At 41.0% G+C, this 13,674-nt stretch carries 11 protein-coding genes; 8 read left to right on the top strand and 3 right to left on the bottom strand.

Annotation, left to right across the window (positions count from 1 at the left end):
- Positions 1 to 234 precede the first annotated feature (234 nt).
- The 6 genes from QMA00_RS01270 (at position 235) to QMA00_RS01245 (ending at position 7,541) form a co-directional block, all read left to right on the top strand.
- Positions 235 to 2,823: a TonB-dependent receptor gene (locus QMA00_RS01270; RefSeq protein ID WP_024597027.1), complete on the top strand. Its 2,589-nt coding sequence runs from the start codon at positions 235 to 237 to the stop codon at positions 2,821 to 2,823.
- Positions 2,824 to 2,886: 63 nt separating this feature from the next.
- Positions 2,887 to 3,879, top strand: a complete 993-nt coding sequence (locus tag QMA00_RS01265; RefSeq protein WP_033103828.1) for a carbohydrate kinase — start codon at positions 2,887 to 2,889, stop codon at positions 3,877 to 3,879.
- 445 nt (positions 3,880 to 4,324) lie between these two features.
- Complete coding sequence (locus QMA00_RS01260) at positions 4,325 to 5,833, top strand: deoxyribodipyrimidine photo-lyase (protein WP_076921452.1); 1,509 nt, start codon at positions 4,325 to 4,327, stop codon at positions 5,831 to 5,833.
- Positions 5,834 to 5,835: 2 nt separating this feature from the next.
- A complete protein-coding gene (locus QMA00_RS01255; RefSeq protein WP_076921450.1) occupies positions 5,836 to 5,970 on the top strand; it encodes a DUF2256 domain-containing protein in 135 nt (44 codons plus the stop codon).
- A gap of 124 nt (positions 5,971 to 6,094) precedes the next feature.
- Positions 6,095 to 6,523 carry an OsmC family protein gene (locus QMA00_RS01250; protein WP_076921448.1) on the top strand — a complete coding sequence of 143 codons (429 nt, stop codon included), beginning with the start codon at positions 6,095 to 6,097 and terminating at the stop codon, positions 6,521 to 6,523.
- A 256-nt stretch (positions 6,524 to 6,779) separates the two neighbouring features.
- Positions 6,780 to 7,541: an EAL domain-containing protein gene (locus QMA00_RS01245; protein ID WP_076921446.1), complete on the top strand. Its 762-nt coding sequence runs from the start codon at positions 6,780 to 6,782 to the stop codon at positions 7,539 to 7,541.
- Positions 7,542 to 7,613: 72 nt separating this feature from the next.
- Here the strand turns inward: QMA00_RS01245 and QMA00_RS01240 are convergent, their stop codons facing one another.
- Positions 7,614 to 9,101 (bottom strand): dipeptidase, encoded by a 1,488-nt coding sequence (locus QMA00_RS01240; RefSeq protein WP_076921645.1) that lies wholly within the window; start codon positions 9,099 to 9,101, stop codon positions 7,614 to 7,616.
- A 162-nt stretch (positions 9,102 to 9,263) separates the two neighbouring features.
- On the opposite strand from QMA00_RS01240, the gene QMA00_RS01235 reads away from it, so the two are divergent.
- Positions 9,264 to 9,446 (top strand): DUF2986 domain-containing protein, encoded by a 183-nt coding sequence (locus QMA00_RS01235; protein ID WP_076921444.1) that lies wholly within the window; start codon positions 9,264 to 9,266, stop codon positions 9,444 to 9,446.
- Positions 9,447 to 9,449: 3 nt separating this feature from the next.
- Here QMA00_RS01235 and QMA00_RS01230 read toward each other — a convergent pair whose 3' ends face one another.
- Positions 9,450 to 10,430: a TDT family transporter gene (locus tag QMA00_RS01230; protein ID WP_076921442.1), complete on the bottom strand. Its 981-nt coding sequence runs from the start codon at positions 10,428 to 10,430 to the stop codon at positions 9,450 to 9,452.
- A gap of 108 nt (positions 10,431 to 10,538) precedes the next feature.
- Between QMA00_RS01230 and QMA00_RS01225 the strand changes: the two genes are divergently transcribed.
- Positions 10,539 to 11,420 (top strand): LysR family transcriptional regulator, encoded by an 882-nt coding sequence (locus QMA00_RS01225; protein WP_076921440.1) that lies wholly within the window; start codon positions 10,539 to 10,541, stop codon positions 11,418 to 11,420.
- A gap of 78 nt (positions 11,421 to 11,498) precedes the next feature.
- On the opposite strand, the gene QMA00_RS01220 is transcribed toward QMA00_RS01225, so the two are convergent.
- Complete coding sequence (locus tag QMA00_RS01220) at positions 11,499 to 13,625, bottom strand: TonB-dependent receptor (protein ID WP_076921436.1); 2,127 nt, start codon at positions 13,623 to 13,625, stop codon at positions 11,499 to 11,501.
- Positions 13,626 to 13,674 lie beyond the last annotated feature (49 nt).

Below are 13,674 nucleotides of genomic sequence, written 5' to 3'. Positions count from 1 at the left end.
TATACTTTAAAGTTAAAAAGCAGCCATCGGTAACGTTGGCTGCTTATTTATTTTTTATCAGAGGTAAAAAATTCACTTAAACAATCAAAAAGCTGTACAAAAAATAATAAGCAATAATAGTTGATTTATTATTTTAAGTTCTCTACATTCTATTTACAAATTTGATAACACTGACATGTTTGATTAATAAAACCGCAAATTTGTATACACACACAACAAAGAGAGAACAGAAAAATGAAAGTATCAGCAAAAATGACTCTAATTGCAGTCGCTGTAGGTCTATCCATATCCCCTAGCGTCTTGTCACAAGAGCAACAAGAAGCAAAAAGTGATTTAGGGTTTGAGCGCATTATTGTAACGGGAACATCTCGGCCAAAAGAGAAAATCGAATCAACTAATGCAATAACTACCTTTAACGAAGCAAAGTTAGAGCAATTGGCTCCGCACAGTGTTGCTGAATTAGTGCGAAGTATTCCTGGTTTTCATGCCGAAGACACCGGTGGAGAAACCGGTAACAACGTAGCCCCACGAGGCTTTCCGTTATCAACGCAAACAGAGTTTACAGCACTACTTCGTGATGGTATGACCGTGTTTTATAATCAAGATATTTTATTTACTCAAAATGATCGCTTTACCCGTTTGTCTAATTTTGTTGGCAGCGTTGAAGCTATTCGTGGTGGTGCCTCGTCAATTTTTGTTGGTAGCGCGCCAGCTGGGTTTATTAATTTTATTTCTCGTGAAGGCTCCGATGATACCCAAGGTGATGTGTTTTTTGAAACCAACAGCAACAACCGCCTAGGTGGACAAGGTTGGGTTAGCGGATCAATAGACGATCAGACAACCTATGCTGTTGGCGCTTGGTATCGCAAGGATGACTCCGCACGCGATCCGGGGTATACAGCTAACCAAGGTGGTGAGCTTAATGGCAATATTAAGCACTTTTTTAAAGATGGCAGCGGCTTTACCCGCTTTGAGTTTAATAAACAAAACGATAGATCATTCTTTTTTATTCCTCAGCCATTAATAGGCTCAACCACCAATGCTAAAACAATCCCAGGCGGAATGGATATCAGAGATGGCACCACCGGTAACTCAGCAGGTGCGCGTTTATTAACTCTTAATAACACCCCAAGCGGCGACATTGATTTGGATATTGCAGATGGTAACTACGCTAATGTGACCTACTTTGGCAATACAACCGAAATTGAAATCAACGAAAACTTAGTCTTTTCAAATCAAATGCGTTATACCGATATGCTAACAACCTTTACCGGCATCATTAACGTAGGTAACGCCGAATCGTTAGCTAGTAAAGCACAAGCTATATATGCTGCAAATACTGATGTCCTTGCAGGTGCCATGGTTGATGGTAACCTAAGTTACGATATACGCGATGCAGGAAACGGCTTTGTATTGGCTGATTCAAGCAACGTAAATACCTACAACACCAATGGATACGGAATAAACGCAGGCTTTTGGCATAGACGTTTTGAAGGCGATAACTTTCAAAACGAAACCAGATTCAACTACACCTTTGATGATGTAGGCGAAGGGACTCTTTATGCTAATTTTGGCTTATTCTTCTCTAATATTAATGGCCATGTTACCGACTATCGAATTAATACACTGCAATCAGTAGAGCCCCTGCCGCAGCGCTTAGATGTTGTATTTACAGATGCACAAGGTCTTGACATTGCCAGCGGTACTTACAAAGGTATTCAGGCTGGATCACATGGTTTTGCCGATATTGTTTATAGTGAAAATACCCTTGCGCCCTTTGCTGACTTTGAATACGAGCTTGAAGATGTGTCGTTTAATCTGGGCCTAAGGTACGAAACCCTCAAAGCAGATGGGGAAGCGCAAAACCAAGCTAATTACACAATTGACAGTTTTGCCAGCGATACTGATACCGTCAATGGGAATATTACCCTGCCCTTTGGTGATGGGACTTACCGAAACTTTGATGTTGAATACAACGAAATGGCATGGACAATTGCAGCTAACTACAAATTTAACGACGACTTAGCGGTATTCACTCGATATGCAGATGGTTTTCGTATGCCTGATGTAGATAAATACATGGCGATTACCAACCTAACTAGTCAAGAGGAAATTAATCAATTTAATAACTCTGAGAGACGCGAAACACAACCAGCTTCAACGGTAATGGCCGAGGTGGGCATTAAATATAACGAAGGTGATGTCGCAGCATTTGTAACCGGTTACTTCGCCGCTGCGGATGATTTATTCTTTAATGTACCTACTGTTGAAAATGGTCAAGTAGTGCAACGTCAAGCCTTTAGAAACACAGAAACCTTAGGTGTAGAAGCCGAATTTAACCTGCAAATCACCCAAGACTGGCGCATTGGTGTATCTGCAACGTACCAATCACCCGAGTTTGTAAACACACCAGCGGCGCAATACTTGGATGCTAATGGAAGCTCTGCCTCTATTGATATAAACGGCAACTTACCTGTACGTGTGCCTAAGCACTTTGGCCAATTAACTAGTAGCTATCAGTTTGAAGATTTTTCGTGGGGTATGGCAGCTATTCATGGTAGCTACTCTTGGAGCGGTAAACGTTATGCCGACGACGCCAACACAGCAGAACTGCCTATGTATGGCATGTTAAACCTTGGTTTATCCCTTGAAAACGAAGACGGTTATTACCTTCGTGCCGATGTTAAAAACCTAAATAACTCAGAAGGCTTATCAGAGGGGGATCCTCGCGCAGGTGAAACGGTAGCAGGTCAAGCAACTACATTTAATGCGCGCGTTGTCTTACCTCGTACCTTTAGCCTTACTATTGGTAAGCGTTTTTAATTTTACTCTAATCTAGGGTATCGTCATGCAAAGCGATACCCTCGCAATTTTTAGGAAAATATAATGGAAGTAGTTGCAATTGGTGAAGCTTTAATAGATATACTCTCACATGACTGCATGCACAATAAGGCATCAAATAGCGAACTAGACTTCACACAGTTTGCCGGAGGCGCACCCGCTAATGTTGCTGTAGCCGTAGCAAAGCTTGGTGGTTCAAGTTATTTGCTTGGTAAAGTAGGCAATGATAAATTTGGTCGCTTTTTAATAAATGCACTCAAAATGTATAATGTAAACACATCTTATGTTGGCTTTTCAAAAAAAGGGAAGACGGCACTCGCGTTCGTATCGTTGGATGAAAACGGTGAACGTACATTTGAATTTTACGATAAAGATGCTGCACATTACGATTTACAAATAACCGATTTAGAGCCCTCTTTATTTTCAACACCTAAAATTGTGAGTTTTTGTTCAGGCTCTTTTGCAAAACCTTTAGTATTAAATACAACCTTACATGCGCTAAAACACTTTAAAGAATCAGGCTCGGTTACATGCTTTGACATTAACTTTCGTTCAGCCTTCTGGGATGAACCACTCACAGCTAAATCTGTTATTGAGGATGTTGCTAAAACAGTTGATATTATTAAAGCGAGTAAAGATGAGCTGATCTCGCTTTATGGAATAGAGCATATTGATACCACTATTAGAAGTTGGGTAGATAGTGGCGTAGCTTTAGTTTTAATGACCGATGGTGGCGAGCCTATTACTTTTTCATCTAGCTCATTTAGTGGTACTTATCCTTGCCCTAAGGCATATGTTGTGGATACCACAGCTGCAGGCGATGCGTTTGTAGGTGGTTTTTTATATCAAATATCTTCGCTAGTGAGTAATAAAACAGAATTTACTGACTGGGCAAATAACTTTACTAACGTTTCAAAGGCTATCGACTTTGCTACTAAATGCGGAGCCAAAACAGTAGCAACGTTTGGAGCCTTTGATGCCCTACCTACATACCATGATATCTCGGCGAGTACCCTTAAATCTTCGTGTCGATGTTAAAAACCTAAATAACTCAGGAAACTTATCAGAGGGAAGTTTCACTCAGGTGAAACGGTAGCAGATCAATCAATTATATTTAATGCGCGCGTTGTCATATCTCGTGTCTTTAGCTTTACTATTGGTAAGCGTTTTTAATTTTACCCTAACTGAGGGTATCGTCATACAAAGCGATACCCCCGCAAGTTTTAGGAAAAGATAATGGTAGTAGTTGCAATTGGTGAAGCTTTAATAGGTGTACTCTCACATGACTGCAAGTGCCAAAATTGCTTAAGTATCACGGTAATTCTCCCTATTTATAATACTTCTTTTATTGGCGACTCATTTTAGTATCACCTTAACATGAGTTGCCTATATCAAAATCGTTTTTACACTAGTCTTCTTTTACATTTAATACGTATTGGTTTTGTCCTATTATTTATAATGCCACGGTTTTAATATTGCTAGTATGAAAGAAAAAATAAACATAGTCTGGTTTAAACGTGACTTACGCCTAAGCGATCATCAGCCTTTAAAAAATGCGTTTAGTAATGGCCTGCCTACCCTCTTAATTTATAATTTCGAACCTTTACTGCTTGACGATGCGCATTACAACGAGCGGCATTGGCGCTTTGTATATCAATCTATTTGCGACTTAAACACCCAGTTGGCTCGCTTTAACAGCCGCGTGTATATCTTTAATGAAGATATGCAAACCCTGCTTGAATCGCTTCACTCGCAGTTTGAAATCACAAACCTCTTTAGCCACCAAGAAATAGGGCTAAACAATACCTTTGAGCGTGACATAGCAATTAAAGCCTGGTGCCAACACCATCATATTAACTGGTTAGAGTCGCCAACGGGGGCTGTGATACGTGGCAAAAGAAATCGCAGTAATTGGAACGAGCGCTGGCAACAAACCATGCAAGCACCTATTGCTATACCTAATTGGAAACAAATAAAACCACTTGCTCTTACTGATTATCAAACACCTATACTGCCGAGCGCCTACACGCAAGATAATGAACATTTTCAGCACGGGGGCCCTCGACTTGCCCGTGAAGTAATGCAAAGCTTTTTTGCTGAACGCGGTAAGAGTTATCAAAAAGGAATATCCAGCCCAAGCTTAAGCCGTACACATTGCTCTAGGTTATCGCCCTATTTAGCGTGGGGGAATATCAGCCTGAGGCAAGTGTATCAAATGGCGATTGACGCATACCATAGCACTTCTGCTGATAAAAAAGGGTGGAAGCGCCCACTTGCCGCGTTTGTATCACGCTTGCATTGGCATTGTCATTTTATGCAAAAGTTTGAAAGCGAATGCACCATGGAATTTAAAGCGCTAAATCCGGGTTACCATGCATTTCCGTATCGTGATGACGCCCAGGTTACTAGCGATATTGAACGCTGGGCACAGGGGCAAACTGGTATTCCTATTATTGATGCCTGCATGCGCTGTTTAAAAGCCACCGGTTATATTAATTTTAGAATGCGCGCTATGCTGGTTAGTTTTGTAACGCATCATTTAAACATCAGCTGGCAACAGGCAAGTTTTCCGCTGGCTAATTACTTTTTAGACTTTGAACCGGGGATTCATTACCCACAAATTCAAATGCAAGCCTCTGTCACCGGTATTAATACTATTCGTCATTACAACCCAATTAAGCAATCGGAGGATAAAGACCCAACCGGTGCGTTTATAAAAAAATGGTGCCCTGAACTTGAAAAGCTCCCCATTGAATATTTACATCAACCTTGGGAGCAAACGCCCATGGAAGCGCTATTTAACGACTTTAAACTAGGTGAAGACTACCCTGAGCCGATGCTTGATTTAACCACCGCCTCAAAAGAAGCCCGCGAACGGCTATGGCAATACCGAGAGCGGCCCGATGTTAAACGTGCTATTCATGCCATACTAAAAAAACATGTAGCCATGACTCCCTCGGTACGTAAATCCAAAAAGCAGTCAGGCAAATAACTATGGCACATAAAAAACTAACCCTACCTGAAAAAATATGCCCTGTGTGTAATAAACCGTTTGCGTGGCGTAAAAAATGGCAACGAGACTGGGATAACGTTATTTATTGTTCTGAGCGATGTAAACGTAGCAAATAGAGATTGGCGTTTATCTTGCAGCCTCCATGTTACTACGTACATTTTTAAGCAATTATCGGATTATTTTACATACAACTGATATCAATGCTGAAAAATTTACATTAATCGCAACAAGGAGAACATGATGACAATTAAAAAAACGGCAAGCTCAAATTGGTCTGGCGATATTAAAAGTGGTAAAGGCACTATATCAACTCAAAGTGGTGCTCTCGATAACCAGCCGTATGGGTTTAATACTCGCTTTGAAGATAAGCCAGGCTCAAACCCAGAGGAGTTAGTGGGTGCAGCACATAGTGCCTGTTTTGGTATGGCTTTATCGCTGGCACTTGGTGAAGCGGGCTTTACCGCTGAGAACATAAACACCGAAGCAGTGGTTAGTTTAAATGAAGTGGATGATGGCTTTGCCGTGACGCACATTGCCCTTGAAGTAAATGCAACCATTGCAGATATTTCAAATGAGCAATTTCAAGCATTGTGCGAACAAACCAAAAAAGGCTGCCCTATCTCAAAATTATTAAATACTGAGATTTCGCTTAACGCCACACTTAAGTAAATACCGAGTGTATTAAGCTAGGCGCAAAGCGCTTAAAGCTCATGAAAAGTAAGGTTATGCGCATGTAAAGAAGCCATAACCTTATTGCTACTTTTTCATTAATCATAGAAATAAAGGCACTATTTAATCGCAGTGAGTTACAAAAAGGTTAAACAAAAACAGTTAAATAGATTATGTAAAATATCAATACTTTGTTAGGATTAAGGGCAGGCTTAACCACACCTTATTTTGTAGGTTAAAACAAAGGGTACGATGAATGAATGATAAATCACTAAATTGCGAAAAAGTATCTTGTAGCAATTGCGCTGATTCGAATGAACTAGATTTTGACTTTACCATGGCATTTCAGCCTATTGTAAATTGTCAAAATAATACTATTTTTGGATATGAAGCACTTGTCCGTGGTTTAAATAATGAATCTGCCTACTCTATCATTTCTCGCGTTAACGATACTAACCGCTATACGTTTGATCAGTTATGCAGAATTAAAGCGATTGCACTTGCATCAAAGCTAGGTGTAGATTCGATGCTTAGTATTAACTTTTTACCAAACGCTATCTACAAGCCAGAGCGTTGTATTCGTACCACCCTAGAAGCCGCTAAAAAGTATAACTTCCCTACAACAAATATTATGTTTGAATTTACAGAAGTCGAAAAAATAGAAGACAGCGCACATGTAAAACGTGTTGTGAGCTATTACCAAGAATTAGGCTTTAAAACAGCCAGCGATGACTTTGGTTCAGGCTATTCTGGATTAAACCTATTAGCCGATTTTCAAACTGATATTATCAAGCTTGATATGGCGCTGATCAGAGATATCGACAAAGATAAAAATCGCCAGGCAATCGTTACCCACTGTTTAAACATGTTTAGCGCGCTAAATGTTACAGCTCTGGCTGAAGGCATTGAAACCATTGAAGAATATCAGTGGTTAAAACACGCAGGTATTGAGCTAATGCAAGGTTATTTATTTGCAAAACCTGGATTTGAATGCTTGCCAGAAGTTGATTTTCAATAGCACACCGTTGCTATAAAAAAAACCGCCGTTACGGCGGTTTTTTCGTATTAGATATAGGTTATATATCCAAAATCACATATTCCCCAGCTCTATCATCATTGCGGTGTACATACGTAAATTAAGTGCTAATTGCTCAAGGGTAATAAACTCATGTTCTGAGTGCCCGGTGTAGCGTTTGCCCGGCATAGATGGGCCAAACGATACGGCATTATCAAATAACTTAGCGTTGGTACCACCACCAATAGAGACAAAATCAGCGTTTTTATCACCCGTATAATGCTTAAAAATATCAAGTAGCTTTTGCGCATGGGGTGCGCTATCTAAAAGCATGGGCGTACCAATGGTGGTTTTAATGTTAGCTAACGTAACCTGATTAGCCGTTTGCCAATTAGCAAGCGCAGTATCAATTTGTTGTTTAAGTAACGTCTCATCTTTACCAACCGGACGGCGAGCATTGACCGCTAAAGTAAGCGCATTACCCTCACGTTCAATAACCGTAGGCGCTACGGTCATTGGCCCCATAAAGTCATGTTCATAAGCAATTTCGCCAAACTGTTTACCGTGAATATCTAAACCAATAAGCTGATTAACAAAATCAATGAGCTGGCCATCACTGTTGTTTTCAAGCTCAACGGCTTTAAATAGTTCAGCCAAATAAGCAATGGCGTTAACACCTGACTCTGGCTCAGATGAGTGAGCCGACATGCCTTTAACACTAATTAAAGTTCCATCTGTTTGATCATCAAAGGTAAATTCTACTTGCTTAAGAACCTTGGCTGTTTGTTTTAATTGAGCCACCAATTCAGTACTCGCATTATGCAAAGTTAAGCTGGCATCTTCAGGGATTTGGCTAGCAAAGGCACCACCCGTGACATTGCTGACATACACACCTGTTTGTGGTGATGTTGCATCAAATGTTGGCGCAATTAAGCTCCAGCCTTTTTCAGCAACCACTACAGGGTATGAGGCATCAATGGTTATCGCATACTTTGGTTGCTCATAGGTTTTCATAAACTCAGTTAACGGCCCCCAGTCAGACTCCTCCGCTAGGTAAATCATTAATTCAATGCGGTTATCAAGGGTTATGCCTTTATCTTTTATGGCTTTCATCGCATATAAAGCGGTGGCTATAGCGCCTTTATCGTCTTCGGTACCTCGGCCAACTAATTTACCCGGCTCTGAGGTATCAATAATAAATGGGCTTTGTTTCCATTTGCTGGCGTTTGCAGGTTGTACATCGCCGTGAGTCACTATGGTTACTTTTTCTTTTTGCTCACCCATGCCTATGAGTACGGTATAGCCTAAATCTTGGTAGTCAAAGCCAAGTTCAGCGGCTTTCATTTTTAATAATGCTTTAAAGCCAATAAAGTCAGGGTTTTGTGGCGCGCTGATCTCACTTTTATTAACCGTAGGAAACGATACTAAATTAGTAAGCGTATGCACCTGTGCATTTTGATAGTTATTAACTGCGTAATCGGCCACGCTTTCACTGTGTTTATTTAATTGTGCATGAGCGCTAAATGCACATAAGGCAATACTTGCTAAAGCTAGCTTGTTCAAAACAGATTCCATTTAATTAACAACAAAGAACACTAATTATAACCTCCTTGTAAAGTAACAAACAGCGCTTTGCGGCAGACCCACAAGCAAAGCTTATAATTTATCTAACAGCTTTGAACAAGATGCCTGTATAATGCGCAGCTCAAAATTACGGGGTTAATCATGAATCGCAGAAAAAAAATCGTTACTAAGTTTCAAAAGAAAGATAAGCGCGCTAATGCCAAGCTGCATAAAAGCAACAAACCGGCTTATGTTTCAAAAGCAGAGCGCGCAAAGCTTGCTGAGCAAGATGCCGAACAAGCAATTGAGCACGGTGCTACCGAGGTAGTGCAAACAAGCGTTTAATTGTTATTGCGATAGGGTGAGAGGCTTAAATTGAGTGTTAAAAAGCTTAAAGTGAGCCAAATAACGAACCGCCACATAGCAAACTACCCCACTTGCCACAATCAATTCAAACGTTGCTAAATACTGTATTTGCTTAACAAACTGCAAATCAATTCCCACTGTATGCATCCATGCGGCGAGTTTAAATAACGCAGTAGCACCAATAACCATAGGGAAAGTAAAGGCAGCGTAACCTGGGCAAAATGGACGGCACAGTAATTTAAAAAATGCGACGTAAATTATAAAGGTCATCAGTACCGCAATTCCAAATAACAAGCCAATAATAACCGGTGACGGCTCGCTGATAACTGTAAAGTAACCAGCTAACGATAAACTTGCTGGCGCCGCTAAAATAGCCAGTGTAGGTTGTGCAGCATCAGGAATGTGCGCAGCAAAAATGATCCGGTAAATCATCATAGGCAACATAACTGCATACATCAGCATGCCAAAATAAAGCGCCCCTTGTGCTAAAAATAGCAGAGCCGGATTCCCTGAAAACGCGACATCGGCAACAATAATCCCAACCGGTGGTACAAACCAACTTGGCACCATGTGTTCAATTTTAAATTCACGAACACGATGAATAATAAAGCTCAGTAAAAATCCCAAATGCAATAAAAATGCACCAACCCAAAGCACATCCCCTGCTAATAGATTAACGTGCCCTAACGAATTAGATACCACCAACGTTGCCATAGCAAAAGTAGGCACCACACTTCCCACAACCGGATGGGCTAAATCGGCTTTAAGCAGCTGAGGATGTAATAAAAACTTAAGTGTTAACAATAGCAATAATACGCTCGCAATAGCGGCACCGGCATATTGTGCTACGCCATTTAGGTTAGCCATACTCTCCCAAGCCCAACCTAGGCTGGCAATACCTAATGCCAAACCGCCCATTGGGGTGGGTGCACCAGATACTTTTGTTTTTATATGTTTAAACATCTCTATTCCACCCTGTGGTTGTAACTTACAGAGAAGTTTACGCTTGCATTTTGTTAAGTTAAATCTAATTATATAGAACGCACGTTCAGGCAAACTAAACATAGCATAATGAATATTTCACTTAAGCAACTTAAAGTATTTGTAGGCATAACCCAGCACAGCTCCCTTACAGCAGCGTCTGAATCATTGTTTCTATCTAAAGCGGCGGTGAGTATGGCGCTTAGCGAACTTGAAAAGCAGTTAGGCCATCCATTATTTGATCGTGTAAATAATCGCTTATTATTAAATCAAGAAGGGCAAAAACTACTGCCCCTTGCTGATGAACTATTAAATCGGGCAAATACTATCGATAACTTGTTTTTAGACAACGCTCCTACCAGCGGAACCTTAAAAATTGGTGCCAGCGATACTATAGGTAATCATCTATTGCCTGCTTTACTAAGCAAATTCAGAGCGCAGCAACAGCATTACTCGCAACAAATACTGATTTCCAATTCGGCGCTTATTTGTCAAAAGCTTATAGATTACGAGCTCGATATAGCACTTATTGAAGGCCAAGCCCATCAAGGCGATTTAGTCTCTAATGTGTTTAGCCATGACGCTATGTGTATTATTGCGCCAATAAACCACCCACTGGCTGCAAAAAAACAACTTAGCTTTAACGACTTAAATAGTAGCCAATGGGTATTAAGAGAGACGGGCTCTGGCTCGCGTTCCTTCTTTTTACATAGCCTTGCACCACATATAAAAAATTGGGCACAAAGCGTGGAGCTCAACACCACTGAAGCGCTTATAAACTGTGTAGCGAATGGCTTGGGTTTAGGATGTTTATCATCACTTGCTGCGCAATATGCCCTAAAAGATGGCCGTGTTAAACAGCTTAATTTAAACCACTCCATGCAAAGGCAGTTTTGGTTAGTGATGCATAAAGACAAATACAAAAACCCACTGTTAACGCAGTTTATAGAATTTTGTCACAAGCAAACTTAAAAATTAATGGCAATAAACCGTCAGACTCGATTAACCTAAAATCGAATCTGACGGCTGGTACTAACTTACTCTCTCATCTTAAAACGCGTAACTCATGGCTAAATTTATAGAGCGCCCCTGCCCAGCTAATTGATTAAAGCCCTGCGACATATCTTGTTTAAATTCTGCAATACTTACGCCACCTAATGGTAATTCATAATACTCATCAAGCAGGTTGGTAATATCAACACTCACGGTCAATGCATCCCAACTGGCTTTAGAGCTTAAATTAAGTAAATGATACTGCTCAGTTTGGTTTTCTAGGCGGTTGCTATCTACGCGGGTTTTACTATCGACCCACTGCCACGTGAGAGCGTTTTCAAAGCGGCCAACTTGCTGGTTAATCGCAAATTGGGTTTGCAGTGGCTTAATTTGATAAAGCGGCTGATTGGTATCGTCGCGCTTACCACGGGTATTGGTAATGTTAGCTTTTAACGACCAACTACCATACTGCTTAGACTCGTGCAGAGTAGCAACCGCATCTAGCTTTACTCCATAAAGCGTGGCATCTAGGTTATTAAACATAAGTACATTACGGGTATTAGCTGCAAGCGCTGTGCGGTTAAAGCTTCTTACTCTGTTGACGTCAATATAATCATTTACATCGCTCACCCATGCATTAGCACTGATACGCCAGCTGTCGTCTTTAGCCATACGGGTATACGTAGTGCTAAGCGTGTGTGCGGTTTCAGGTTTAAGGGCAATGTTACCAATATAGCCGTTGCCATCGCCGTACCATCCAATCATAGTGGTGGCCATATTGCCCACCCCCCAACTGTAGCGTTCGTATAAATTAGGCGCACGATTTTTACGGGTTAAGCCAATTTGTAGTTCGTCGTTATTGCTTAGTTGATAATTAATCAGCACGTTTGCATCAACTAAATTATCTGTTTGTTTTTTACTTTGGTTATTAAAATTTTTAGCGGCCATTGCATCGCTTGGCATCGCCATGGCCATCGCATTCATTGCAGCCATGCCTGGGTTATATGCTTGCACATCATGAGTGTTGGTCATTACATTTTCAAATCGAATGCCTGCATTTAACCACCAGCGAGTATTTAGTTGGCTTTCATATTCAGCAAGCAGGGCAATACGCTGACGCCGGCCGTTATTAATATTGTTGTAGTCATTTGGCCCCATCATCATTGAGCCTTCAACCGCAGGCCACCAATCATCAATATTCATATAATGGTACTCTTGGGCGAGTAATAACTGGCTGTTGTTATCAAGCGCTAATCGCCATTTTAACTGAGTGCTTATATCTTCGGCGTCGGTTTTCATTGGCATTTTTCCGGTTTTTTCTGCGCTAAAAAACCCCATTTCATGCTTTACGCTATGCCAGTTTAACTGCGCTTCAAGCTCACTGTTTGTAAAAGCACGCTTATACTGGGCAACAGCGCCATAGCTGGTGTTATCTGTCATATCCATATATTGGTTAGCAAAGCCTTGATAGGGTATTTTTTGATGGCTTAGCTTAACCACTAATTGTTGCTTATCATCGCGCATGGCAGCACTTAAACTATGGTTTTGCGCGCGGTACAGGGTATCGAGCACTAAATCGCCGTTACCATCTTCATAACTGTTAGCATCGCTAAACGCACCTTGATAATTAAAACTGAATACATCGCTGGCAATGCGCATACCTGCGCCGACCTTTTTGGCGTTATCAAGGGTGCTGTACTGGGCTGACACATAACCTGAATGCCATGCAAGTTCGCTATTTTCACTGTACTGAGGTGAAATAGAATTAACAGCAATCACCCCTGCAATATTATCGCCACCGGCGCTTACTGGAGAAATACCCGCAATTACTTTGTAGCTACTAATTTGATTGGCTGAAATATACGACAGTGGCGGGTTCATTTGGTTAGCACAGGCGGCGGTGATTTGCGCTCCATCGACCAGTACCGCCACTCTATCGCCCATTAAACCATTTAAAACAGGTAAGTTAGCCATGCCACCGGCGGCTGAAAAGTCCACACCTAAATCAGTTAATAACGATTCAGATGAGCCTAATGATAGGTGTTTATTTTGTGCTTGACCGTGTACTTCAATCACTTCAATTGAGGCGTCATCTGCAAAGGCAACAGGCGATAGTACGCCACTTATAACAAGTGCCAAAGGCGATACTAAATAGGAGGTTAGGGGATTTTTTTTATCAGTCATTATTGATTTACCACAAAAATTTTGTGGGTAAATTATACGTGCTGCGGCA

It is taken from the genome of Pseudoalteromonas sp. APC 3694 (assembly GCF_030407565.1).
Lineage (GTDB): Bacteria > Pseudomonadota > Gammaproteobacteria > Enterobacterales > Alteromonadaceae > Pseudoalteromonas > Pseudoalteromonas tetraodonis.
This window is presented reverse-complemented; position numbering and strand designations above follow the sequence as displayed.

Coding starts and splice junctions, on each gene's coding strand:
- QMA00_RS01230 (WP_076921442.1), bottom strand. CDS start 10,430: ATGTTTAAACATATAAAAACAAAAGTATCTGGTGCACCCACCCCAATG.
- QMA00_RS01255 (WP_076921450.1), top strand. CDS start 5,836: ATGGCACATAAAAAACTAACCCTACCTGAAAAAATATGCCCTGTGTGT.
- QMA00_RS01220 (WP_076921436.1), bottom strand. CDS start 13,625: ATGACTGATAAAAAAAATCCCCTAACCTCCTATTTAGTATCGCCTTTG.
- QMA00_RS01235 (WP_076921444.1), top strand. CDS start 9,264: ATGAATCGCAGAAAAAAAATCGTTACTAAGTTTCAAAAGAAAGATAAG.
- QMA00_RS01260 (WP_076921452.1), top strand. CDS start 4,325: ATGAAAGAAAAAATAAACATAGTCTGGTTTAAACGTGACTTACGCCTA.
- QMA00_RS01245 (WP_076921446.1), top strand. CDS start 6,780: ATGAATGATAAATCACTAAATTGCGAAAAAGTATCTTGTAGCAATTGC.
- QMA00_RS01225 (WP_076921440.1), top strand. CDS start 10,539: ATGAATATTTCACTTAAGCAACTTAAAGTATTTGTAGGCATAACCCAG.
- QMA00_RS01270 (WP_024597027.1), top strand. CDS start 235: ATGAAAGTATCAGCAAAAATGACTCTAATTGCAGTCGCTGTAGGTCTA.
- QMA00_RS01265 (WP_033103828.1), top strand. CDS start 2,887: ATGGAAGTAGTTGCAATTGGTGAAGCTTTAATAGATATACTCTCACAT.
- QMA00_RS01250 (WP_076921448.1), top strand. CDS start 6,095: ATGACAATTAAAAAAACGGCAAGCTCAAATTGGTCTGGCGATATTAAA.